This window comes from Rhizobium fabae (assembly GCF_003985135.1).
Lineage (GTDB): Bacteria > Pseudomonadota > Alphaproteobacteria > Rhizobiales > Rhizobiaceae > Rhizobium > Rhizobium pisi.
The window spans coordinates 226,503-249,997 of record NZ_ML133647.1; the positions used below are offsets into that span (position 1 = coordinate 226,503).

The window sequence follows — 23,495 nt, forward strand, 5'->3', positions numbered from 1 at the left end:
AAATGACTCATCACGTGATGCGCGGTTGAGATCAGCCAAGGAAGCCGTCGCGGTGGCTTCCTACAGACGACGCTATGACTGCTGAGCGTAGCAAGGGATCGTTGTAAATTTCGGCCCATTCGGCGATTGCGTCAGTGCCCGCTCGCCTCCAGCAGCAGGTCGGCATCCGTCAGCGTCCCGAGGAAAGCTACGATGTCGTCGATTTCGGGATCGGTGAGGGCGGATGCATCGCCGGGCTTCCTGCCGAAGGGCGGATCCTGGTTGAGATTGTCCCAATAGGCTTGCGGCAGGTCGTCATATTTGCGGACCTTGCCGTCTGAATTTTTCGGATACCAGCGGCCGGGATCGCTGTCGCGTGTCGCGTAGAACGAGACGACGTCGCGCAGCGAGTGGAAATAGCCGTTGTGGAAGAAACTCTTCTTCAGCGCGACATTGCGCAGCGTCGGCGTGCGGAACAGGCCGCAATAGTCGCTGTGTCCGGCGAGATCAGTCCGCTGAGGGCCGCAGAGGCCGAGATCATGATAGCCGGGGTCGGTGTTGGCCGGTATCGCCATGTTGCGTGGTGCGGCGAGCCCGAGAAAACCGAAATCGGAAAATTGCGGCGGTTCTCCGTCATTGGCGGGTTCGCTCAGGTGACAGCTCGAACAGTTTCCCTTGGCGGGATCCTCGAACAATTGCCGTCCGTGCAATTCCCGAGCGGTCAGCGTCGCCTTGCCGACGAGGAAGGCGTCGTAGCGGCTGGAATAGGGATAGAAATCGGGACCACTCTGTTCGAAGGTACCGAGCGCCTCGACGGCGGCGTCGAAGGCCTCCTGCGGATTGTCGAACACGGTTGCGCCGAAGGCCGCCTCGATATCCCGAGCGTAGGGAGCCCTGCGCAATTTCGCTGCGACCTCCGCGGCATCCTTGTTGCCCATCTCGAAAGGCGAGAGCAGCGGGAGCTTTGCCTGATCGGCGCCGTGATCGACCCGGCCGTCCCAGGTCAGGCCGCCCGTCGGACCGTTGTCGACGCTCTCGTCACCCTCGTCCTCGGAATCATAATAATGCTCGGTGAAGGATGGCACCGCCTGCAGATAGCGCAGCGTCGGAACGGCGCGCAGACCAGGCCGGTCCATGTGTTCGCCGCCCACTTCGACCGGCTTGGCCGATGCCGGGCCGAAGGCATGACTGGGATCATGGCAGGAGGCGCAGGCCTGGAGTCCCGAGGCCGACAGCGAGGGATCGAAGAAGATCTTGCGGCCGAGCGCGGTCAGCGTTTCTGCCCGAGCGAAGGCGTCAGTGCGCGACATCGGCCCGGGATGCACGCCGGCAGCGGCCGCCGCGCTGCTATGCCGCAGGGGAAGAATGGCCAGGCAGAGCGCCGCCGTGGCCGTGCCGATCCCCAGACCGGACCGCGCAAGCCAGAATATCTTTGTCGTCATAATAAGGATTCCAATAGCTTAGCAATGCTTTGCGCCATGATCGAACCTCGATGCAACAAATTGATGACGGCTATTCCGCTGCCGTCTCGCGGCAACTGCGATGTCACAAAGTTGATAGACGGCGGGAATAGCGTCGGCTCGCCCCCGAGCGTTCCCCGCTCCCTCTAGCCAACGCCCCCAGCCATGAGGTTACTAGCCGTGAAAAGATTGAAACTCCTCAACTCCATCTGCCTCGCCGGATCGGCCATCGTGCCGCTCGCCATGGCGACGGCTGCCCATGCGGCGCCCGCCGGTTACGACAAGATCGACAATATCGTCGTCATCTATGCCGAAAACCGCAGTTTCGATAATCTCTACGGCGGTTTCCCCGGCGCCAACGGCCTCGCCAATGTCAGCGCCGAGCAGGCCCGCCAGCTCGACCGGAACGGCCAGCCGCTCTCCGAACTGCCGCCGGCCTGGGGCGGCCTGACCGCCAAGGGCGTGACGCCTGCCGTCACCGAGGCGCAATCGGCCCATCTTGCCAACGCCGCCTTCGCGATCGATGATCCGAAGGGCTTTGCGCAGGCGCCTTCGGTCATCACCCGCGACCTCTGGCATCGTTTCTACCAGGAGCAGATGCAGATCGACGGCGGCAGGAACGACAAGTTCGTCGCCTGGGCCGATTCCGGCAGCCTCGTCATGGGCCATTACGACGGCTCCATCCTGCCGATGTGGCAGGTCGCGAAGAAGTACGTCCTTGCCGACAACTTCTTCCAGGGCGCCTTCGGCGGCTCGTTCCTCAATCACTTCGCGCTGGTCTGCGCCTGCGCGCCCTATTATCCCGATGCCGACAAGAGCCCGGCCAAGCCTGTGATCGCCAAGGTCGATGCGGATGGCACGTCGCTTGTTGTGGCGGAGAACGCACCGAAGTCGGCGCTGGAAGGAGCACCGAAATTCGTCTCCGACGGCACGCTGACGCCCGACTTCTACGCCGTCAACACCATGCAGCCGCCCTACGAGCCGAGCGCCAACCCGCCGGCCAAGGACGGCGATCCGGCCTATGCCGATCCCGCTGCCGCAACGACGCTGCCGCCGCAGCATGCCGTCACGATCGGCGACCTCTTGTCGCTGAAGGGTGTCAGCTGGGCGTGGTACGGCGGCGCCTGGCAGGCGGCGCTCGACGGCAAGAATGCCACGCCGGTGCCGAACTTCCAGTTCCACCACCAGCCGTTCAACTATTTCGCCAATTTCGCACCCGGCACGCCTGCGCGCGCCGAACATCTCAGGGATGGCGGCCTTGCCGGCGAAGCTTTCCTGAGGGACATCGACGACGGTAAGCTGCCGGCCGTTTCCTTCTACAAGCCGCAGGGCAATCTCAACGAGCACGGCGGTTACGCCGATATTTCGAGCGGCGACCAGCATCTTACCGATATCGTCTCCCACCTCGAAAAGAGCCCGCAATGGGGCCATATGCTCGTCATCGTCACCTATGACGAGAATGGTGGCTTCTGGGATCACGTCGCGCCGCCGAAGGCCGACCGCTGGGGCCCGGGCAACCGCATTCCGGCCTTCATCATCTCGCCCTTCGCCAAGGGCGGCGCGATCGATCATACCCAATACGACACGACCTCGATCATCCGCCTGATCACCGCGCGCTATGATCTGCCTGTTTTGCCCGGTATCGTCGCCCGCGACGAGGCGCTGCGCAACAACGGCCAGCCGCCGATGGGCGACCTGACGGCCTCGCTCGACCTGACTCACTGACGATTGGGAGCACTCCTGTCACTGACCGGAGTGCTCCATCTTGAGTCCGTCGTCACCGGCGCAGCAGCGGCCGCAATGCGGCTTGCGTTTCCTTCAGCAGCGGCAGGTACCGCTCCTTCATCTCCGCGGCCGGGACGAGGGCGGCCGGCGCGCCGATATTGATCGCCGCGACCGTTTCGCCGCGGTCGTTATCGACAGGCACGGCGATGGAGCAGAGGCCGATCTCCAGCTCCTGGTCGATGACGGCATAACCTTCGGCGCGGACGCGGCGGAATTCGGCGATCAGCTCGTCCGGGTCGGTCCTTGTCTTCGGGGTGTTTTGTTTCAGCTCGCTGCGGGCGAGGATGGCGCGCGCTTCGTTCTCGGCGAGAGCCGCAAGCAGCACGCGGCCCATCGAGGCGCAGTAGGCGGGCAGGCGGCTGCCGGGGGTAAGATTGATCGACATGACGCGGCGCTGCGAAGCGCGGGCGATATAGACGATTTCGGTGCCGTCGAGCACTGAGGCCGAGGCGCTCTGGCCGGCTTTCTCCGAGAGAAGATCGAGATGCGGCTGCAGTAGCGCCGGCAGCGGCGTGGCGGCGAGATAGGCATGGCCAAGCCGCAGGATCTTCGGCGTCAGCGTAAAGAACTTGCCATCGTAATCGGCATAACCGAGTTCTGCGAGCGTCAGCAGCGAGCGGCGCACGGTGGCGCGGTCGAGCTCGGTCAGCTTCGAGGCCTCGGCGATGGAAAGCCGCTGCCGCGTTTCGCCGAAAGCTTCGATGACTTTCAGGCCGCGGGCGAAGCCGCTGACGAAATCCGTTTCGCGCATGGTCCGATCTCCACTCTGTCCTGGCCATTTTGTGCGATATGTGAACAAATGTCAAATACCGCACAAAATTCTTGCCGCATAGCCCGCCGCGGCTTATGTCTGACCCCGAGGAAGGGATGAGCAGTTCCCCACGATATAGCCAAGGAGAGATCCCGCATGGACAAGACAGTCGGGAGCACGGCGGAGGCCGTCTCTGAGATCGGTGATGGCGCGACGGTCATGATCGGTGGTTTTGGTGGGTCGGGCGCGCCGATCGAGTTGATCCATGCCCTGATCGACAAAGGCCCCAGGAACCTCACGGTCATCAACAACAATGCCGGCAACGGGCGCATCGGCATCGCCGCAATGATCGATGCCGGCATGGTTCGGAAGATGATCTGCTCGTTCCCGCGATCGTCGGATCCACGCGCGTTCACGGATAAATATCTGGCAGGCGAAATCGAACTCGAACTGGTGCCGCAGGGAACGCTTGCCGAGCGCATCCGCGCCGGCGGGGCCGGCATTCCGGCTTTCTACACGCCCACGGCCTATGGCACCGAACTTGCGGAAGGCAAGGTCATCGCCGAATTCGATGGCCGCCATTACGTGCAGGAGCGCTGGCTGAAGGCCGACTTCGCGATCGTGAAGGCTGAGATCGGTGATGTCCACGGCAACCTCACCTACAACAAGGCTGGCCGAAACTTCAATCCGCTGATGTGCATGGCGGCAGCCAAGACGATCGCCCAGGTCTCATCGATCGTGCCGGCCGGCGGCATCGATCCCGAGGACGTGGTGACGCCTGGTATTTTCGTCGACCATGTCGTCGCCGTCCCCGATCCCCAGCAGGAAGAAGAGCTCATTCGAGCCGGAGTGGCCTACGTATGACCATCGATATCAGGGAAGACATCAAGCTTTCCAACGCGCAGATCGCCTGGCGCGCCGCGCAGGACATCGCCGACGGCGCCTATGTCAATCTCGGCATCGGCTTTCCCGAAATGGTCGCCCGCTACCAGCCGCCCGGTCGCGAAGCGATCTTCCACACGGAAAACGGCATCCTGAATTTCGGCGAGCCGCCAGCTGAAGGCGAAGAAGACTGGAACCTGATCAATGCCGGCAAGAAGGCGGTGACGCTGAAGCCGGGTGCTGCCTTCTTCCACCACGCCGACAGCTTCGCCATGGTGCGCGGCGGCCATCTCGACGTTGCGATCCTCGGCGCCTATCAGGTCGCAGAGAATGGCGACCTCGCCAACTGGCGGGTGGGCAGCAAAGGTGTGCCGGCCGTCGGCGGCGCCATGGACCTCGTGCACGGCGCCAAGCAGGTCTGCGTCATCACCGAGCATGTCACCAAAACAGGCGAACCGAAGCTGGTGGAGAAATGCACCTTTCCGCTGACCGGCGTCGCCTGCATCACCCGCGTCTATACGAGCCATGCCGTCATCGACATCGTCGATGGACACTTCGTCCTGCGGGAGAAGTTGGCCGCGATGTCGCTGCAGGAATTGCAGGCCATGACCGGCGCACCGCTCCATGTGGAGGGGCCGGTTGCCGATCTCGTGGTCCCCAAACTCTGAGGAAAAGCCATGACCGAAGCCTTTATCTGCGACTATATCAGGACGCCGATCGGCCGCTTCGCCGGCTCGCTCTCCCAGGTGCGCGCCGATGATCTCGGCGCAATCCCGCTGAAGGCGCTGATGCAAAGAAACGGTACCGTCGATTGGGAAGCTGTCGATGACGTGATCTTCGGCTGCGCCAACCAGGCGGGCGAGGACAACCGCAATGTTGCGCGTATGTCGGCCCTATTGGCCGGCCTGCCGATCACGGTTCCGGGCACGACGATCAACCGGCTCTGCGGCTCCGGAATGGATGCGGTCATCACCGCGGCGCGCGCCATCCGCTCCGGCGAGGCCGAGTTGATGGTCGCGGGCGGCGTCGAGAGCATGTCGCGCGCGCCCTTCGTCATGCCGAAGGCCGAGACGGCCTTTTCGCGCGCGGCCGAAATTCACGACACGACGATCGGCTGGCGCTTCGTCAACCCGCTGATGAAGAAGCAATATGGCGTCGATTCCATGCCGGAGACCGGCGAGAACGTTGCCGAGGATTATCATGTCAATCGCGAGGATCAGGATACCTTCGCGGTGCGAAGCCAGGCGAAGGCGGCGGCCGCCCAGGCGAACGGACGGCTGGCGAAGGAGATCACCCCTGTCACCATCCCGCAGCGCAAGGGCGATCCTGTCGTGGTCGAGAAGGACGAGCATCCGCGCGCGACGACGATCGAGGCGCTGGCGAAACTCGCAACGCCTTTCAAAAAGGAGGGCGGCACGGTGACGGCAGGCAATGCCTCCGGCGTCAATGACGGGGCGGCGGCACTGATCGTCGCTTCCGAAGCAGCCGCGAGGAAATACGGCCTGACGCCGATTGCCCGCGTTCTCGGCGGCGCGGCTGCAGCCGTTCCGCCAAGGGTGATGGGTGTCGGGCCGATCCCGGCCTCGCGCAAGCTGATGGCCCGGCTCGGCCTGACCCAGGAACAGTTCGACGTGATCGAACTCAATGAGGCCTTCGCCAGCCAGGGGCTGGCGGTGCTGCGCGCGCTCGGCATTGCCGATGACGACGAGCGGGTCAACCGCAATGGTGGCGCGATCGCCCTCGGTCATCCCTTAGGCATGTCGGGCGCCCGCATCACCGGCACGGCAGCGCTGGAGCTTGCCGAAGCCCGCGGAAAATATTCGCTGTCGACGATGTGCATCGGCGTCGGGCAAGGGATCGCCATCGCACTCGAAAGGGTTTGAGGTCGGTCAATCCATTGCACGCAATGCCCGGCTTCGATAGAAGTCGGGCATGCTGATCAGACCCGCAAGCAAGGACGATAAAAGCGCGATCTGGAGGATCGTCGGTCCGACGATCCGCGCCGGCGAGACCTATGCGCTCGACCGCGATCTCAGTGAGGCCGATGCGCTGGCCTACTGGATGGGGCCGGACCGCGAGACCTTCATCGCCGAAGAGAACGGCGTTATCCTCGGCACATATTACATTAAGGCCAATCAGGCAGGCGGCGGACGGCATGTCTGCAACTGCGGCTACATGACCGACCCCGCAGCAGGCGGCCGCGGCGTCGCTCGCCGGATGCATGAACATTCCCTGGAACATGCCCGCTTGAGGGGCTTTCGAGCCATGCAGTTCAACTTCGTCGTCAGCAGCAATAAACGCGCGGTTCAGCTCTGGCAGTCCCTCGGCTTCGAGATCGTCGGCCGTCTTCCCGGCGTCTTCCTTCATCCCACCGAGGGTTATGTCGACGCTTTGGTGATGTTTCGTAATCTCTAAAACAGGTCGGGCAAAAGTGTGCAGTTGTTTTGCGGCAACGACATGCGGGAAATCAAAGGCCTAAAGTGGCAAGCGAACCTGAAAGATCGCGACGCCCTCTAGCTATGCGGCGAGTTAAAAAAGATGCGAGCGCGATGTCGAAAACGTAGCGGCTCGAGCGTCTTTAGATCGCAGGCGCAGCGGAGAGAGCCGCTGGCGTCGCGATCACTCTGTCGGCATGGAGGTTTATGGAGCCATGAGTGTTTCCTATCGATGGGTCATTGTCGCCACCGGCGCATTGATGAGCTGCGTTGCAATCGGCGCGATGTTTTCGCTGGCGATTTTCCAGGAGCCTGTCGCAACGGCGACGGGCTGGTCGCATGTCGGCATCGCAAGCGCGATGACGCTCAATTTCATCGTCATGGGCTTCGGTGGATTCTTTTGGGGCGCGGCGAGCGATCGCTTCGGCCCGCGCATCGTCGTGCTGATCGGAGCGGTGCTGCTCGGGCTGGCACTGGTCCTGGCGAGCCGCGCCCAGACGCTGCTGCAGTTCCAGCTGACCTACGGCATCTTCGTCGGGCTGGCCGCCAGCACCTTCTTTGCGCCGATGATCGCGACGACCATCGGATGGTTCGACGAAAATCGTGGGCTTGCCGTGTCGCTCGTCTCTGCCGGCATGGGGGTCGCGCCGATGACCATCTCGCCTTTCGCGCGCTGGCTCATCTCGACCTATGAATGGCGTCCCGCCATGCTGATCATCGGTGTTGCGGTCTGGGTGCTGCTCATACCGGCCGCCTTTCTGGTCAGGCGTCCGCCTGCGGAGGCTGTCGAGACGAGTGCGGATTTCGTGGCGGAAGGAGCTAAGCCGCGGCTGTCGCAGGTTTTCCTATCGCCGCAATTCATCGTGCTCGGGCTGACCTTCTTTGCCTGTTGCGCGGCGCATTCCGGGCCGATTTTCCATATGGTGAGCTATGCGACGATCTGCGGTGTGGCGCCGATGGCCGCCGTCAGCATCTACAGCGTCGAAGGTCTTGCGGGGCTGGGCGGCCGGCTGCTTTATGGCAGCCTTGCCGACAGGATCGGGGTGAAGCCGGTTCTCATCGCCGGCCTGCTGGTGCAGGCGGCCGCGCTCGCGACCTATCTCTTCGTCAGCCGGCTCGGCGAATTCTATGCGCTCGCCATTATCTTCGGCAGCGCCTATGGCGGTGTGATGCCGCTTTATGCGGTGCTGGCGCGTGAATATTTTGGGCCGCGCATCCTCGGGACTGTCTTCGGCGCGGCGACGATGCTCTCCAGCCTCGGCATGGCCTTCGGGCCTCTCGTCGGCGGTTGGATATTCGACACTTTCGGCAATTATTCCTGGCTGTTCATCGGCTCGGCGATGGTTGGGCTAGGGGCTGCGGCGATCGCGCTCGCTTTCCCGCCTCTCGCCCGCCGGGAGCAGGAGGCGGTCTTGGGAATGGCGCCGTAGCGAGATCCGGCCGACGAGATCGGCGAGCAGCCCTTCATCCGGCTGCCGCCACCTTTGTCGGGGGCGAGCCACGTGTCTCGCCCCGTCCATCGGACCCCCGCTTGCGGGGAGAAGGGACATGTAGCGACCTCTCGATTCCACGCCAACATCTCGCAGGGCACGTTCCCTCTCCCCGTTTTTTACGGGGAGAGGGTTAGGGTGAGGGGCAGCTGTTTGTGCGAACGAGATAGCCGTGGCATCCCCCACGACGCAAATCTCCCGCTTTCGTGCATTGCCCATCATCGATTTCGGCTGATAGACTTCCCCAATCTGTTTCATCACCTATGTCTTTGGTTTTTCGGGAGGCCATCGTCGCCATGGTAGAACTTGCGCAATCGCTCGCATCCATCAAACTGCCGGATCTCTCCGGCAAGGCCGTGCTGATAACCGGCGCCTCGACCGGGATCGGTGCGGCCGTCGCCCGCGCCTTTGCGGCTCAAGGGGCCAAGGTCGGCGTGCATTACAATGCCAGCCGCGAACCGGCCGAGAAGCTCGGCGAGGAGATCCGCGCTGCCGGCGGCACCGTGCATCTGATCCAGGGCGACGTCTCGCGGGAAGGCGAGACCGAGCGCGTCGTCGAAGAGACGGCCAAGACCTTCGGCCATCTCGACGGGCTCATCAACAATGCCGGCGGCATGCTCGGGCGCAAGCCGACCTTCGAATATACTGACGCCCATTATGCCGCGGTCATGGACCTCAACGCCCGCTCGGTGCTGGCGGCGACGCGCGCCGCGCATCCTTGGTTGAAGAAGCAGGGTGGCTTCATCATCAACACCACCTCGATCGCCGCGCGCAACGGCGGCGGCAACGGCGCGATCCTTTATGCGGCGTCCAAAGGCTTCGTCTCGACCATCACGCGCGGCCATGCGAAGGAATTCGTCGCCGACAGGATCCGCGTCAATGCGGTGGCGCCTGGCGTCATCGCCACGCCCTTCCATGAGCGTTATACCGATGACGAGCAGATGGAGCTGCAGCGCAGATCGATCCCGATGGGCTTCGTCGGCACATCAGAGGACTGCGTCGGAGCCTATCTCTTTCTCGCCTCGCCAACGCTGTCGGGCTACATCACCGGCCAGATCATCGAGGTCAATGGCGGCCAGCTGATGCCGTAAAGGCATCCGTCAGCGAGCACCAGCGTTCCCTTTCCCTTTCATAAGGGAACTTTCGAACCGCCGTGGCGTTTCCCGCTTGGTCTTTTCAGCAAGCGGGGCATCATGAGCTTTTCATTTTCGGAACTCGACTTCCTCAAGCCGGAGCTGGGAGCGGAGTATACGGGTTCTGGCACCCATTTCGCGGTATTCTCCGCTCATGCGGAACAAATGGAGCTCTGCCTCTTCTCTCCCGACGGAAAGGATGAGATCGCCCGGCTGCCGCTGCCGAAGCGCGAAGGCGATATTTGGTCAGGCTATATCGCCGGCATCGGGCCGGGCACGGTCTACGGCTATCGAGCCCACGGTCCCTATGACCCGCAAGCCGGCCATCGCTTCAACTCGAACAAGCTCCTGCTCGACCCGTATGCCAAACAGGTCACGGGCGAGTTGACATGGGACGACGCGCTGTTCGGTTATCAGATCGGCGAAGACGACCTTTCCTTCGACGAGCGTGACAGCGCGCCCTTCACGGTCAAGGGCGTGGTGCAGGATCCGGACTTCGATTGGGCGGGTGAAGAGGCGATCCGCCGTCCCTGGCCCGACACGATCATCTACGAGGCGCATGTGCGCGGCCTGACGATGACACATCCGAAGGTGCCAGACCGGCTGCGCGGCACCTTTCTCGGCATGTGCAGCGATCCGATCATCGACCATCTCGTCAAGCTCGGCATCTCGGCGATCGAGCTTCTACCGATCCAATATTTCCTCGACGATCGTTATCTCCTGGAAAACAACCTGCGCAATTATTGGGGCTACCAGACCCTCGGCTTCTTCGCGCCGCAATCGCGCTACATGTCCGGCGACAAGATCACCGAGATCAAGACCATGGTGAAGAAGTTCCATGCCGCCGGTATCGAAGTCATCATGGACGTGGTCTACAATCACACCGCCGAGGGCAGCGAGAAAGGGCCGACGCTGTCTTTCCGCGGGCTCGACAATGCGAGCTATTACATCCTCTCCCCCGATGATCCGCGCCACACCTTCGATACGACGGGCACCGGCAATACGCTGAACGTCGCCCATCCGATGGTGATGCGCATGGTGCTCGACAGTCTGCGCTACTGGGTGGGCGTCATGCATATCGACGGCTTCCGCTTTGATCTCGCCAGCACGCTCGGTCGGCAGGATCTGGAATTCGACCGGCAAGGCGGCTTTTTCGGCGCCATCCGGCAGGATCCGATGCTTTCAGGCGTCAAGCTGATCGCCGAACCCTGGGATATCGGCGAGGGCGGTTATCAGGTCGGCGGCTTCCCCCACCCTTTCCGCGAATGGAACGACAAATTCCGCGATGACGTCCGCCGCTTCTGGAAGGGCGATGGCGGCATGGTGTCGGAGGTGGCGGCGCGCGTCACCGGCTCGGCGCCGCAGTTCAACCATTCCGACCGAGGGGCGACCTCCTCGGTCAATCTTCTGTCGGCCCATGACGGTTTCACGCTGATGGATACGGTGTCCTTCGACGGCAAGCACAATGAGGCGAACGGCGAGGATAACCGGGACGGCCATTCGGACAATCATTCCGACAATATGGGCGCCGAGGGCGCGGCGGATAATGCCGATATCAACGCGGCGCGGGCCCGGCGCCGGCGCAACATGATGGCGACCCTGATGCTCTCCCAGGGCGTGCCGATGATCCTGGCCGGCGACGAGCTTGGCAACAGCCAGGACGGCAACAACAACGCCTATTGCCAGGACAATGAAATCGGCTGGACCGACTGGACAGGGCTCGACGATCCCTTCCTCGATTTCTGCCGGCAGGCCGTCGCTTTCCGCAAGGCGCATCCCGTCCTGCGGCAAGAGCGGTTCCTGACGGGAGAGGTCAGCGAGGATGGGCGCATCGAGATCGCCTGGTACAAGCCGGACGGCAGTTTCATGGACGACGGGGCCTGGAACGACGACGGATTGCACGTGCTCGGCGTCTATCTCTCGAGGAGCGTGTATGCACCGGCCACCGAAACGATGGACGACCTCTTCGTCGTCTTCAACGCCGGCGGTGACTGCGAGGTTCACTTGCCTGTGGTGAACGGGCTGAAACAATGGTCGAGGGTTCTCGACACGGGGACGGAGACGGAAGCCTTCGAGGTGCACGAGCAGGACAATCCGGTCATCGTCTATGCCCAGAGCGTGGCGGTTTTCGCACCGAAAGGACAGACCGAACCCCCGAAGGGCGCGACAAAAGCCGAGCGCCGGCGCTGGTTCCAGTTCGGCCGCAGGAGTAAGTAGCAGGTCGCGGAAAACATGAATGCCGAAGCCATCACCGAACTTGGTCTCGTCTATGTCAGCGATGCCGAACCAGGCATCCGCAGACGCAGGAAGGGCAAGGGCTTCAGCTATGTGATGCCTGACGGCAAGACGCTGGCCGACCAATCGCAGCGGGCGCGCATCGGCGCGCTGGGTCTGCCGCCGGCCTATGAGAATGTCTGGATCTGCCTTTACGACAACGGCCATCTGCAGGCGACCGGCTTCGATGCGCGCGGGCGCAAGCAATACCGCTACCACAAGGAATGGCAATCCTTCCGAAGTGCCGGAAAATTCCATCAGCTGATCGAGTTCGGCCGGGCGCTACCGAAGATACGCCGGACGGTGCTGCGTCACCTCGACACCGGTGCGGAAGATATCAACGGCGTGCTTGCGGCTTTGACGACGCTGCTCGACGAGGCGCATTTGCGCGTCGGCAACCAGGCCTATGTTAGGGAAAACGACACCTATGGCGCCACGACGCTGCTGAAACGCCACCTGAAGATCGTCGACGGGCAGATAGAGCTGAAATTTCGCGCCAAGGGCGGCAAGCGCGTCCAGCGCAGCCTCAAACATCCCAGGCTGCAGAAAATCCTGGAGGAGATAGCCGATCTGCCCGGGCGCCAGCTGTTCGTCTGGAAGGATGAAAGCGGGGCGTTGAAGCCGGTCGATTCCGGCCGGTTGAACGCTTATCTCGCCGAGATTTCGGGCATCCCCATTTCGGCGAAGACCTTCCGCACTTGGGCGGGATCGCTGGCAGCCTTCGGCGCGGCGCGCGAGAGGATCGCAAGCGGTAGCCGGCCGACGGTGAAGGACATGTCGGAGGCCGCGGCCGAGGCACTGCACAACACGCCGGCGATCTCGCGCTCGAGTTATATCCATCCCGCGATCATCGCGCTTGCCGGCAACGATCATCCGCTGATCGAAAGCGGCAGCGAGCCGCTGCGGGGCTTGCGGACCGAAGAAAACAGGCTACTTGATTTCCTCACACGCGAGATCGAAGAATGAGCCCCAGAACTCCACCGGCATCTGATGTATCGCTGACCCATCCCGACCGGCTCTACTGGCCTGATGAGGGCGTGACCAAGCAGGCACTCGCGGACTACTATGCCGCGGTCTGGCCGTTCATGGCGCCTTATGTCGTCAACCGGCCACTGGCGCTGCTGCGTCTGCCGGACGGGATAAAGGCCCAACAGCGGTTTTTCCAGAAACATGCCTGGAAAGGCATGAATGCGCATATCGAGGAGATCGCCGACCCGCAGGATCCGGACGGCGAAAAGCTGCTGCGCATCGCCGATTTCAATGGCCTGGTGGCGCTGGTGCAATCGGCCGTGCTGGAAATCCATCCCTGGGGGACGACGACCGACGATTGGGAAAGGCCCGATATGATCACCATGGACCTCGATCCCGGCGAGGACGTCGCCTGGTCCGCGGTGATCGCCGCCGCATTTGACGTGAAGGCGCGGCTGGAAGCGCGTGGCCTGGCTGCCTTCGTCAAGACGTCGGGTGGCAAGGGACTGCATGTGGTGACGCCGCTTGCGCCGAAGGCCGGCTGGACCGAGGTCAAGGACTTCGCCCATTCGCTTGCCGAAAGCATGTCGGCCGACGCGCCACAGAAATATCTGGCAACCGCGACGAAGGCAAAACGCAGCGGGCATATCTACATCGATTATCTCCGCAACGGCCGCGGCAACACAGCGGTCGCGGCCTATTCGACGCGGGCACGAGCCGGTGCACCGGTTTCGATGCCGCTGGATTGGCAGGAATTGCAGGGGTTAGCCGGCCCGGCCGCCTTCACGCTCGCCAATGTGGCGCCGCGACTGGAGACCCGGGCGAAGCACCCCTGGGGCGATTTCTTCGATGCGGCCGTGCCGCTCGCATAAACAGCTCTTGCCTCATCCCGTGCTGTCGAGCTCGGGATAGTGCCGAAAAACCCCTTCCTCGTTGAAGGCGAGGCGGCGGGGGGAGGCGAGATAGCGGGCGATATTCGGACGCTTCGCCACAGCATCATGCAGGGCCAGCAGGGCGGGATATTCCGCCTTGCGGTTCGCCATGGCTTTCGGGAAGGCATAGGCCAGGCCCTCGATCACCTGAAAGAGCGAGAGGTCGACATAGGTGAGCGCATTCCCTACCATATGGTCGGGACCTTCAGGATTCTGGCGTAACACGCGCTCGAAATAACCGAGGAATTTGGGGATGCGTTCGCGGATGAAAGCGGCCGAGCGGGCTTTTGCCTCCGGCATCTGGTCCTCGTAATAGAGCGAAATGTCGATCGGATGGTGCGTATCATGCACCTCGGCAACGAAATCGGTGACCGTGAGCTGCAGCCCGTTGACGACATAGCGGAGCCCTTCGTCCTCAGGCGCCAGACCGAGCTTCGGCCCGAGATAGAACAGGATATTGGCGACGTGCGGGATGATGAGGTCGCCGTCTTTCAGGAAGGGCGGCGCAAAGGGTATGTGCGGCTCGCTTTCACTCTCCATGATGGCGAACATGGCACCCGTCCCGCGCGTAGGCTGGCGGGCGACGTCGATGTAATCGGCGCCGGCTTCTTCCAGCGCCAGCCGGACGAATTCACCGCGGCCCTGGATGCCGTCCCAGTAGTAAAGCTCGTATGCCATCCGCACCTAACCCTTTGGTTCCCGACCGAAGTCTTTTCGCAGTTCGTCCTTGGCTTTTTCAAGGGTGCCTCGCCGCTTTTTTGTCAGCTGGTCGCCGGCGCGGTTGATATAGAAGGTGAGCATCGACATCGCGGCACGAAAGGGGCTCGATTTGCGGCGATGGCTTTCCTCCGCGGAATGCTTGACGGAGCGGGCAATCTTCTTCGGATCGTTCGATGTGAACACGCCTTCCTTCAGGTCCAGCGCGTCGCTGTGTTCGGTGATGTCCTGCGACCGTTTCTTCTTCGATTTGGCCATGTCGAAATCCCTTTACTGATGCGGCCGGCGGTCAGTCACCGTCACCTCTTCCAGCTTGCAAAGAGATCGAACCAGTCAGGAGCCCAAAAGTTCCGGCCATATGGTCGTCGATCGCAAGGTGTGGATTCGGAGAAGGGCCGCGAGAGCATCGGAAAACACATCGTCAAAGCCGATGGAAAAGGCGCGATCGACATCAACGGCAAGGGATCGCCGGTCTGCGGGCGCGCCCGTGACCTCTATTTTCGATAGAGTTTTTGCGATGCAGCGAAGGCGCGGCTGATGTCGAAGGAGGGCAGTTGCAGCGGCGCGCGCGGATCGCGGAAAACCAGGCCGACGAGATTGTCGACGATAAGGATGAACCCGAGTGCGAGACCGAGGTAGAGCAGGGCGGCGATGAGCAGAAGCGACATCTCCATTCCTCACACGATCCCGGCCGGAACGCGGCCGCTGACTCTAGAGGGCGGAAGGAAATGAATATTGGCGTGGCCGTCGTTCATGGCAACTTCCCCTGTTTCGCCATAAACAATCGGTGCATCTTCCTGTTCCCGGAACAGGCTGTGTTCTGTTCGGGATTGTCGCGCGGGCTCAAATTTTTGGGGAAGCCTCAAAGCATGCAATATCATCCGGCCTCTGTTCACCCCCGCATAAAAAGCCGCCCTCACAATTCAATAAAGCACAACTAATTCAGACATATGACAAACGAAATCGAAGGGCGTCGTGACGGCGCCCTTTTTTAGTCGACTTGCTCGATATGCCTGTGCTCAGGACACCGTCTTGCGGCTCGCGGTCCGCTTCGGCGCCGGTTTAACGACACCGTTGGTCGTCTTGCTGCCCGTCACAGTGCGTTTTGCCTTGGCCTTGACTTCCTTGCCGTTGGAATTTGCTGCCGAACCCTCGAGCGTGTCGCGCTCGTGTCGTGCCTGTTCCCAATGGATGGAATCTCGCCCTGTCGGGTAACCCTCTTCTTCCCAGAGGGCGTATGCACGTTTTTTGATCCACTCATCCCGAGTTTCTGTCATCGCTGATCTCCAGTCACATGATGCCGTCGTTCGAACGCGATACTGCCGAGATGGTTCCAGAGGAACGGGGCTCTTTCAAGCGAAATCGCGCTACAACCGTAAATATTTTCGCATTGCAGCATATCAGGGTTGAGAATAGGCGTTCATTCAGCCCAAAAACTCGACCGCCTTGTGCAGATCTGAGACGAAATCTCGGCGTTGTCGGCGCTGGCCCGCCTCGTCGCGGGTGCGCAAAATAATCACGGCGAAAAATTTCGCGTCATGGGAGAACGGCGGCGCGATTGAACGCCGCCGTTTCGCGGCTATATTTGCCAGCGATGTTCTATCTCCTGTCGACCTACTGGCCGCATATCCTCTTTGTCGTTTCAATCGCCATGGGGACCACGGCGGCGATCCATGCCGCCATGACCAAGGAGGAGGTGCGTGCCGCGACCGGCTGGGTCGGCGTCATCATCCTGTCTCCGATTATCGGGGCGTTGGTCTACGCGATTGCCGGCATCAATCGCATTCGCCGCAAATCGCTGAGCATCCGCCGCGACGCGCTGCTGCGCGCGGCCGAGATCGACGAGCTGGAGACTTTCGATGCCGAGACCGAGACGGTGATCAGCCAGTTCGGCCGCCGTTTCGCGGCGCTGCAGACGCTGGGCGACCGGGTGACGCGCAATCCGCTGACATCGGGCAACACCATCGACATGCTGGAGACCGGTGACGAGGCCTATGCGGCGATGAAGTCGATCATCGACGAGGCAACGCGCAGCATCCTGCTCGAAACCTATATTTTCGACCGAGACCAGATCGGTCTTCGCATCGCCGATGCGCTGATTGCGGCGGCGCGGCGCGGTGTGGAGGTCCGAGTGCTGATCGACGCGGTCGGCGCGCGCTATTCGGTGCCGAGCATTCTCGGCCATCTCAAGGAAGGCGGCGTCACCGTCGCGGTCTTCAACGGCAACGTCATCATGGGCTTGCGGCTGCCCTATGCCAATCTGCGCACCCACCGCAAGATCCTGATCGCAGACGGTAAAATCGGGCTGACGGGCGGAATGAACATCAGGGCAGGCTTCAGCGAAGAGGCGACGGGCGAGAGCTTTGCCCACGACACGCATTTCAGCGTCACCGGCCCTGTCGTCGCCGACCTTTTCGACCTTGCCGCCGAAGACTGGCGCTTCTCCACCCAGGAACTGTTGAACGGTGAGGCCTGGCGCATCGAACCGCCGCAGCGCAGCCCCGGCGATCCCATTCTGATGCGTGTCGTCGCCTCCGGGCCGGACCGGAGTGTGGAGACCAACCACAAGATGCTGATGGGCGCCTTTTCCGTGGCGCGCCAATCGATCCGCATCATGTCGCCCTATTTCCTGCCGGATCGGGAGCTCATCAGTTCCCTGGTGACGGCGGCACGGCGCGGCGTCGAAGTCGATATCGTCGTGCCTGATGTCAACAATCTCATGCTGGTCGACCGGGCGATGACGGCGCAATTCGACCAGATTCTCAACAATTACTGCCGCATCTGGCGCTCGACCGGCAGCTTCAGCCATTCGAAGCTGCTGACGATCGACGGCACCTGGGCCTATGTCGGCTCCTCCAATCTCGACCCACGCTCGCTCAGGCTGAACTTCGAGGTCGATCTCGAAGTGCTGAACGAGGGTTTTGCCGCCGAGATCGACGAGCATATCGAGGAAACCCTGAAATCGGCAACGCCGGTGACGCTGGAGGGACTGCGCGCGCGGCCTTTCCCGGTGCGGCTGCTCGAGAAGGTGCTATGGTTGGGTTCACCCTATCTCTGAGCGGATTTTTCTGTGATCGGACATGGCAAGTTCCGCCGCCATGCCTATACTCGGAGAGAAGCTTTTTTGATCAACGGAACAAGTGCGCCGTCCGATGCACGCCAAAAGAGATAGTCTTCCCTCCAGTATTCTCGCCTCGATCAGGAGCAGGAAAAAGCGGCTTGATCCAGCCTACACCGAGGCAAGGCCGCGCAGTGCGGGAACGCTGATCGCCTCCTACAATGTGCACAAATGCGTCGGCACCGACAGGCGCTTCGATCCGGAGCGCACCAGCCGGGTGATCCATGAAATCGGCGCCGACGTGATTGCGCTGCAGGAGGCCGATACGCGCTTCGGCGAGCGCACGGGCATTCTCGATCTCGGCCGGCTGGAGCGGGAGACGGGACTGATCCCGGTGCCGGTCGCCGGCATGGCGAAGGCGCATGGCTGGCACGGCAATGTCGTGCTCTTCAAGAAGGGACTGGTGCATGACGTGCACCAGGTCAAGCTGCCGGGACTGGAGCCGCGCGGCGCGCTGGTCGCCGAAATCGAACTCGAAGAGGGCGGGGTGCTGCGCATCATCGCCGCGCATTTCGGCCTGTTGCGCCATAGCAGAGCCCAGCAGGCCCGCACCCTCGTCGACCTCATCAACGACAGGCATGAGATGCCGACCATCCTGCTCGGTGACCTCAACGAATGGCGGCTCGGCGATCGGTCTTCGCTCAACACTTTCCAATCCGCCTTCGGAGAGCTGCCGCCCGCCATCCCGAGCTTTCCCGCCGGCCTGCCACTGCTGGCGCTCGACCGCATCATCGCCAATCGCAGGGGTATCATTTCGGAGGTAGAAGCGCACGACACGCCGCTGGCGCGCATTGCCTCGGACCACCTGCCGATCAAGGCGCTTGTCGATCTGAAGCCGGCGGGCGGTTAAAATCCGCTGGGGTCAGCGAGTTTGTCGGGTATCTCTCACTTTGAGCGAAACAAGCCCGTGAGATGGCGAAGCCGCTGGAACCACAACAACGGGTCGGTCATTTCGGAGGAGGAAGACGCGATCAGCCGGTCAAGGCGAGGCAGGAGAAATGCAGCCCAATCGTCGAGATCATTTTTGCTGAAATAAGGCAGCCAGACGTCGGAGGGAGCGTCCCATTGTTTTGGATTTGCTCGAACGAGATCGCCCAGTTTTACCAGTAGGGTTCCGCCGTCCTCTCCGACAACTTCAACCTCCGGGTCAGGATCGGGCCTGGGAAGGCGCGCGATGATGCGCTCTTCCAAAGCTTTGCCAATGGCTCGATCCGCCTCGTTCAGGCGGTGAAGTATTCTCGTGTCGCCAGAGCGGCCAGAGCCTTCCGTCATGTTGATCGTAAATTTGCTGCCTAAAATGCGGTTCGAATGCTGGGATATTTGTAGCCAACAAATCCTTCTGCCACGGGCAAAGCTGCACTTGCCCGTTTGCGGTTTCCAGCCGAGTTCCTGAAATCTCGAAGCCAGCAGCGAACGCATATGTCGATGAAAGTCTCGACTTTTCACATAGTCGCGCATTCTTCAGCCTATCCCTGGGCTATACCCTTCCTCAGAGCATCCCATGGCATGCTCGAAGGCACAATGGACGCTTGCGTGGCAGCAAGCGTCCATCGGCGTGGGTATCTGAAAATCATGTTGTGATACCGGATTTAGAACCCTGTCGAAAGGGATGACGTCTGCGCCCCTCGATCGGCCGCGACTGAAAGGTCGCGAGCGTGATGACGTCGAGCAGGATCTCGAATATTCGCTTGCACATCGACATCTCTCCTTCGCGATCATTTGGCCCCTCTTGCCTGGCGCGTTCAAACGAGTTTATCGTCGCTTTCGAATGACTTGAGGTTATGGATGAAGCGCGGACGCTTGCCATTGACGGCCTTGCGCACATTCGAGGTCGCCGGCCGTCTCGAAAGCTTCACGCTGGCTGCGCAGGAACTGTTCATTTCGCAGGCGGCGGTCAGCCGGCAGATCCGCGAGCTGGAAGCGCTGCTGGGCGGAGCGCTTTTCGAGCGGCGCCATCGCAGCGTCCATCTCACCCCCTCCGGAGCCAGGCTGCTCGCCATCCTGACGCAATCCTTCGACCGGATCGATGAATGCCTGGAAGAGATCCGCGGCCGGCCGAGGGCGGCGGCGGCGACGGTCAGCGCGGAACCTTCCTTCGCGGCATGCTGGCTCGTTTCTCGCCTGCCGGAGTTTCGCCAGCGGCATCCCGATATCGACGTGACGATCGACTCCGATCCGCGGTTGGTCGAATTCCGGAGCGGGCAGGCGGAGATCGCCATCCGCCACGGCGCTGTCGCGACCACGTGGCCAAGGACCGAGAGCGAGCATTTTGCCGGTGTCAGCATGATAGCGGTGGCAGCACCTGCACTGCTCGAGGCCGGGCCTGCGATCGAGCGGCCGGAGGATATTCTGCGCCACACGCTGCTGCACGAGGAAAACAGGGACGTGTGGTCGCGCTGGTTCGAGGCAGCCGGTGTTGCGATGCCGGAAACGGCGCGCGGGCCGGTCTATGCTGACGGCGGCCTGGTGATGCAGGCCGTTCTGCGCGGGCAGGGCATAGCGCTGATGAACGAGATCTTCGCCGAGGAGGAGATCAAAGCGGGCCGGCTGCTTCGCCTCTTCGATCTCGCCATTCCTCTCGGCGCTTACTGGCTGGTCGCGCGCAGTTTCGCCCGGCTCAGCCCGGCCGCCTCGCTCTTCGTTCGCTGGATCAGGTCCCGGATCGAAGAGCTTTGAAAACGGGCGCTATCGCCGAAGCTCGGCTATCCCTGTGGTGCGACTGGAAAGTCCGGGAGCTCGTTTCCCGGCCGCCGTCGTATGACGGCGCTACGCCTCCTGAAAATAGAAACTCACCGGCGGGCTCGCGAGGTGGGACATGACGTGATTCCATCCGCCGTTCGCCACGATGGCCTCGACATGCGCTTGATGTTCGACCCTCGAGCCCCACGTCTCTATCAGCGAGACGGACGTTGGCTCGTCGATCTTCTGAAGGATGCGAATATTCTCGCAGCCAGCGGTTCCCGGAAGCTCTGCCTTCACGGTTGCAAGAAGCTCCAAAAATGCCGTCAGCCTATCGGGTTTCGCCTCGAATGCGATAGTCAGTAAGATGCTCATGTCGTTTCTCCAGTGGGTTTGTCGTCTGGAGCGGTTTTCTCAAACCAACGACGATGAAGCCATGCCGAGAGCAGCGAAAGAGCTGCTCAATCCTGCTATATAGCCGCCTTCATGGGATAACCGCGACGTGCTCCTTGAATGACTGGACGTAGCCTGTTGGGCTGAGGCCGAATTGCCTCCGGAAATCACGTGAGAAATGGGACGTGCTGGCATAGCCCGTCTCTTCCGCGGCAACGCTCACCGACAGATCGCCTTCGAGCAGCAGGAGCCGAGCTTTTTCCAGGCGAATTCTCTTCAGGTATTGAATGGGCGAAACACCGGTAATCTCACGAAAGCGATGCGCGAAATGTGATCCGCTCATCGCAACTGACTCGGCCATCGCCTGGACCGTTATTCCGGCATCGGCGTTTTCTTCGATGAAGCGGATGGCTCGCAGGACGCGTGTATGTTCACGCGTGATAGACGCCCGCAGGAGGCTGGCAGCATCCGAACGCAGCAGCCGGAATGCAATTTCCCGCAGGTATAAGGGCACGAGCATGCGCCGCTCCAGCGGATGATCGAGACATGTCAGCAACCTGCAGAGCGGCTCGGCGAAGGTGTCTTCAACCGGACCCACGAACACCGGCGGCGGTGGTTCAAGGGCGCCGTCTCGAAGTCCTCCCAGATCCGCAAGCTCGAGCAGGGTGGGACCGAGAATGCCGGGGGAAAGTTGCAGTTTCAGGGCTATGTAAGGGGTATCAGGACTGGCATCGACGCTTGCCTGATAATGCGTGCTTCCATGCATCAAAAGGTAGTTCTTCGGATCATTGACCTTGATATGATTGCCTATCCGAACAGTCTTTTGCCCGGACACTGCGACTGCGATATTCATCATCGAGGAGTAGCTGCGGACATAGGAGATGGGCGAGTCCGACCGGAAAACCCATATATCGGGCGATGGGGTGACGGTCTGCCCTGCGCATGTGGCGAGCGTACGCACCTGCTCCACGAGTTTGCCGAAAGAGCCGGTCTCGATTTGCACCGGCTCAGGATTGGCAAAGGATGACGAGAGAATGGTTTACTCCATTGGTTCGCTGCGACGTGAAGATCTAAATGCATGCCCAGGATCGACAAGCACTTAAAAATGTCGAGCTGAGCCGAGACTTCTTCGCCCCGCCTCCGTCTGTTACGCGCTCATCTAGACGCACGATGGGCCGAGCGACAGTGAATTCAGGATTGTGGAAGCGCGCGTGATGTCAGCGAGCGGCGCAGATTTGACCCAGACCCGCTTGCGTCGAAGCCTGAGCGAACTCGTCGAGTTGGAAATGGAACGTGCCGGGTGTGCGTAGCCTGTAGGTTCCAAACTTGAAATACGGACCTACCAGTGGCCGGGGATCGTTCTTCTTCAGCGTGGCGCCGATATTGCCTCTGACAGACACGATCTTCTGACCATTCGCCCAGATGTCGATCTCGCCGGGACGTCGCGGTCCATACTCGTTGTCAGTGCGTCCCGGCTTGATGCGATAGACCATGTCGACCCAGCCCTTGCGTGGGTCCGGAAGCGAGCGGTTGTCTTCCGTCTCTATGTCGATATCAGCCCTGCCGATGTATTTTCCCGGTTCCGCCACGAAGGAAAGGGCGTTGAATTGCCCGATCAGGGCGGGGTCGCCCAGTCCGAGCGCCTGCGACAGCTGCTGGGAGTCCGATGGTTGTGCCTCGGGGCCAAGGCTGTCCATCAGGTTCTTCTTGAAGAACTGCTGCGAAAGGTCCGGCTGCGTTTTTGTGAAGAGGTCGAGAGACTGCAGCGAATTGATCGCGTTGACCGTCTGCTCGTCGCGATGGAGATTTCCGAGCAAGGCCTGAGCCGAGAGCGAGGCATCTGGGTCGCCTTCTGCCCTAGCGACCACGCGTCGGACGTTGTTGTCCTGCACGGTGATGTGGAAGACTCCATTGTCAAACCGCTGAGCAATCATCGGGCTGCCATCGCCCGGACCCTTCCACTGACCAATCACCGAACGGGCGCTTCCTGTCGATGGTATGTCGCCGGTTATCTTGAAGCTGAAACGGTACCAAACCTCGTCACCAAAAATCGGCCATGTCTTTTTGGTTGTTCTCAACTCGGCGCGCTGGCAGTCGTCTTCGCATTCGAGGCCGTTGTCGCCGTCCGTCGTGACGATGTCGATGGCAGCGCTTCCGCAACGTCCGGGTTTCTGGAACTGGTATTGACGCGACAGTATCTGCTGCGTCGTCCAATTTTTCGTATTCAGCCTGTCTGAATCGAAGCTATCCTTGAGCCCTGCTGCGCAGGCGGCACCGCCGGAAAGAGCAATGACGAATGTCAGAAACGCACCTCGCATGCTGATCCCCGGTCCATGAGCCACGGCGAATTATTATCACATGCTCGAGCGGATTGAAGTTTGGACAAGAAGGATCCTTCAGGTCGCCCCAAGGGCGGCGTTTCGAGACGGCGGCCGCATATCAGTGCGATTGGGGTCGGCGGTGGCGCTGCAACGCGGCTCGCTTGGGTTATGGGAAAT

The 23,495-nt window shown here is 61.5% G+C and carries 24 protein-coding genes and 1 pseudogene; 13 read left to right on the plus strand and 12 right to left on the minus strand.

Annotated features, from left to right (window positions below):
* Positions 1-131: 131 nt before the first annotated feature.
* Positions 132-1,421 (minus strand): cytochrome-c peroxidase, encoded by a 1,290-nt coding sequence (locus tag EFB14_RS06950; RefSeq protein ID WP_126823893.1) that lies wholly within the window; start codon positions 1,419-1,421, stop codon positions 132-134.
* A 198-nt stretch (positions 1,422-1,619) separates the two neighbouring features.
* Between EFB14_RS06950 and EFB14_RS06955 the strand changes: the two genes are divergently transcribed.
* Positions 1,620-3,164 carry an acid phosphatase gene (locus EFB14_RS06955; protein ID WP_126823895.1) on the plus strand — a complete coding sequence of 515 codons (1,545 nt, stop codon included), beginning with the start codon at positions 1,620-1,622 and terminating at the stop codon, positions 3,162-3,164.
* Positions 3,165-3,216: 52 nt separating this feature from the next.
* Here the strand turns inward: EFB14_RS06955 and EFB14_RS06960 are convergent, their stop codons facing one another.
* A complete protein-coding gene (locus EFB14_RS06960; RefSeq protein WP_126823897.1) occupies positions 3,217-3,975 on the minus strand; it encodes an IclR family transcriptional regulator in 759 nt (252 codons plus the stop codon).
* Positions 3,976-4,131: 156 nt separating this feature from the next.
* On the opposite strand from EFB14_RS06960, the gene EFB14_RS06965 reads away from it, so the two are divergent.
* From EFB14_RS06965 to ligD, 9 genes are all read left to right on the plus strand, one after another.
* Complete coding sequence (locus tag EFB14_RS06965; protein WP_125848321.1) at positions 4,132-4,839, plus strand: 3-oxoacid CoA-transferase subunit A; 708 nt, start codon at positions 4,132-4,134, stop codon at positions 4,837-4,839.
* Complete coding sequence (locus EFB14_RS06970) at positions 4,836-5,525, plus strand: CoA transferase subunit B (protein WP_125848323.1); 690 nt, start codon at positions 4,836-4,838, stop codon at positions 5,523-5,525. Before EFB14_RS06965 ends, EFB14_RS06970 begins: the two co-directional genes overlap by 4 nt.
* 9 nt (positions 5,526-5,534) lie before the next feature.
* Positions 5,535-6,740, plus strand: coding sequence for a 3-oxoadipyl-CoA thiolase (gene pcaF, locus EFB14_RS06975; protein WP_126823899.1), 1,206 nt, complete (start codon positions 5,535-5,537; stop codon positions 6,738-6,740).
* Positions 6,741-6,789: 49 nt separating this feature from the next.
* On the plus strand, positions 6,790-7,272 hold the full coding sequence (locus EFB14_RS06980) for a GNAT family N-acetyltransferase (RefSeq protein WP_125848327.1): 483 nt from the start codon (positions 6,790-6,792) through the stop codon (positions 7,270-7,272).
* 235 nt (positions 7,273-7,507) lie between these two features.
* Positions 7,508-8,722: an MFS transporter gene (locus EFB14_RS06985; RefSeq protein ID WP_126823901.1), complete on the plus strand. Its 1,215-nt coding sequence runs from the start codon at positions 7,508-7,510 to the stop codon at positions 8,720-8,722.
* Positions 8,723-9,078: 356 nt separating this feature from the next.
* Positions 9,079-9,873, plus strand: coding sequence for an SDR family NAD(P)-dependent oxidoreductase (locus EFB14_RS06990; RefSeq protein ID WP_126823903.1), 795 nt, complete (start codon positions 9,079-9,081; stop codon positions 9,871-9,873).
* Positions 9,874-9,975: 102 nt separating this feature from the next.
* The gene (gene glgX / locus EFB14_RS06995; RefSeq protein ID WP_126823905.1) at positions 9,976-12,132 is read left to right on the plus strand and encodes a glycogen debranching protein GlgX; all 2,157 of its coding nucleotides are present in this window, start codon (positions 9,976-9,978) and stop codon (positions 12,130-12,132) included.
* 15 nt (positions 12,133-12,147) lie between these two features.
* Complete coding sequence (locus tag EFB14_RS07000; RefSeq protein ID WP_126823907.1) at positions 12,148-13,155, plus strand: DNA topoisomerase IB; 1,008 nt, start codon at positions 12,148-12,150, stop codon at positions 13,153-13,155.
* Positions 13,152-14,030: a non-homologous end-joining DNA ligase gene (gene ligD, locus EFB14_RS07005; RefSeq protein WP_126823908.1), complete on the plus strand. Its 879-nt coding sequence runs from the start codon at positions 13,152-13,154 to the stop codon at positions 14,028-14,030. Before EFB14_RS07000 ends, ligD begins: the two co-directional genes overlap by 4 nt.
* Positions 14,031-14,042: 12 nt before the next feature.
* Here the strand turns inward: ligD and EFB14_RS07010 are convergent, their stop codons facing one another.
* The 5 genes and pseudogenes from EFB14_RS07010 to EFB14_RS33335 all read right to left on the minus strand — a co-directional run.
* Positions 14,043-14,768, minus strand: a complete 726-nt coding sequence (locus EFB14_RS07010; RefSeq protein ID WP_126823910.1) for a glutathione S-transferase — start codon at positions 14,766-14,768, stop codon at positions 14,043-14,045.
* A 6-nt stretch (positions 14,769-14,774) separates the two neighbouring features.
* Entirely contained in the window at positions 14,775-15,065 is a 291-nt protein-coding gene (locus EFB14_RS07015; protein ID WP_126823912.1) for a DUF3175 domain-containing protein, read from the minus strand.
* A gap of 236 nt (positions 15,066-15,301) precedes the next feature.
* A complete protein-coding gene (locus tag EFB14_RS32815) occupies positions 15,302-15,475 on the minus strand; it encodes a hypothetical protein (RefSeq protein WP_164737492.1) in 174 nt (57 codons plus the stop codon).
* A gap of 351 nt (positions 15,476-15,826) precedes the next feature.
* A complete protein-coding gene (locus tag EFB14_RS07025) occupies positions 15,827-16,084 on the minus strand; it encodes a DUF2934 domain-containing protein (RefSeq protein ID WP_126823916.1) in 258 nt (85 codons plus the stop codon).
* Positions 16,085-16,231: 147 nt separating this feature from the next.
* Positions 16,232-16,321 (minus strand): annotated as a pseudogene (locus EFB14_RS33335) (UdgX family uracil-DNA binding protein); the annotation flags it as partial.
* Between the two features lie 80 nt (positions 16,322-16,401).
* Here EFB14_RS33335 and EFB14_RS07035 point away from each other — a divergent pair.
* Positions 16,402-17,865: a phospholipase D-like domain-containing protein gene (locus EFB14_RS07035; protein ID WP_126823920.1), complete on the plus strand. Its 1,464-nt coding sequence runs from the start codon at positions 16,402-16,404 to the stop codon at positions 17,863-17,865.
* 94 nt (positions 17,866-17,959) lie between these two features.
* Positions 17,960-18,775 carry an endonuclease/exonuclease/phosphatase family protein gene (locus EFB14_RS07040; RefSeq protein ID WP_126823922.1) on the plus strand — a complete coding sequence of 272 codons (816 nt, stop codon included), beginning with the start codon at positions 17,960-17,962 and terminating at the stop codon, positions 18,773-18,775.
* Between the two features lie 35 nt (positions 18,776-18,810).
* On the opposite strand, the gene EFB14_RS07045 is transcribed toward EFB14_RS07040, so the two are convergent.
* Entirely contained in the window at positions 18,811-19,383 is a 573-nt protein-coding gene (locus EFB14_RS07045; RefSeq protein ID WP_126823924.1) for a hypothetical protein, read from the minus strand.
* 112 nt (positions 19,384-19,495) lie between these two features.
* Positions 19,496-19,621, minus strand: a complete 126-nt coding sequence (locus tag EFB14_RS33730) for a hypothetical protein (RefSeq protein ID WP_281015386.1) — start codon at positions 19,619-19,621, stop codon at positions 19,496-19,498.
* 89 nt (positions 19,622-19,710) lie between these two features.
* On the opposite strand from EFB14_RS33730, the gene EFB14_RS07050 reads away from it, so the two are divergent.
* On the plus strand, positions 19,711-20,601 hold the full coding sequence (locus tag EFB14_RS07050; protein WP_126823926.1) for a LysR substrate-binding domain-containing protein: 891 nt from the start codon (positions 19,711-19,713) through the stop codon (positions 20,599-20,601).
* A 90-nt stretch (positions 20,602-20,691) separates the two neighbouring features.
* Here EFB14_RS07050 and EFB14_RS07055 read toward each other — a convergent pair whose 3' ends face one another.
* The 3 genes from EFB14_RS07055 to EFB14_RS07065 form a co-directional block, all read right to left on the minus strand.
* Complete coding sequence (locus EFB14_RS07055) at positions 20,692-20,979, minus strand: putative quinol monooxygenase (protein WP_126823928.1); 288 nt, start codon at positions 20,977-20,979, stop codon at positions 20,692-20,694.
* A 109-nt stretch (positions 20,980-21,088) separates the two neighbouring features.
* A complete protein-coding gene (locus tag EFB14_RS07060; protein WP_126823930.1) occupies positions 21,089-22,000 on the minus strand; it encodes an AraC family transcriptional regulator in 912 nt (303 codons plus the stop codon).
* Between the two features lie 214 nt (positions 22,001-22,214).
* Positions 22,215-23,315 carry a heparin lyase I family protein gene (locus EFB14_RS07065; RefSeq protein WP_126823932.1) on the minus strand — a complete coding sequence of 367 codons (1,101 nt, stop codon included), beginning with the start codon at positions 23,313-23,315 and terminating at the stop codon, positions 22,215-22,217.
* Positions 23,316-23,495: the final 180 nt, after the last annotated feature.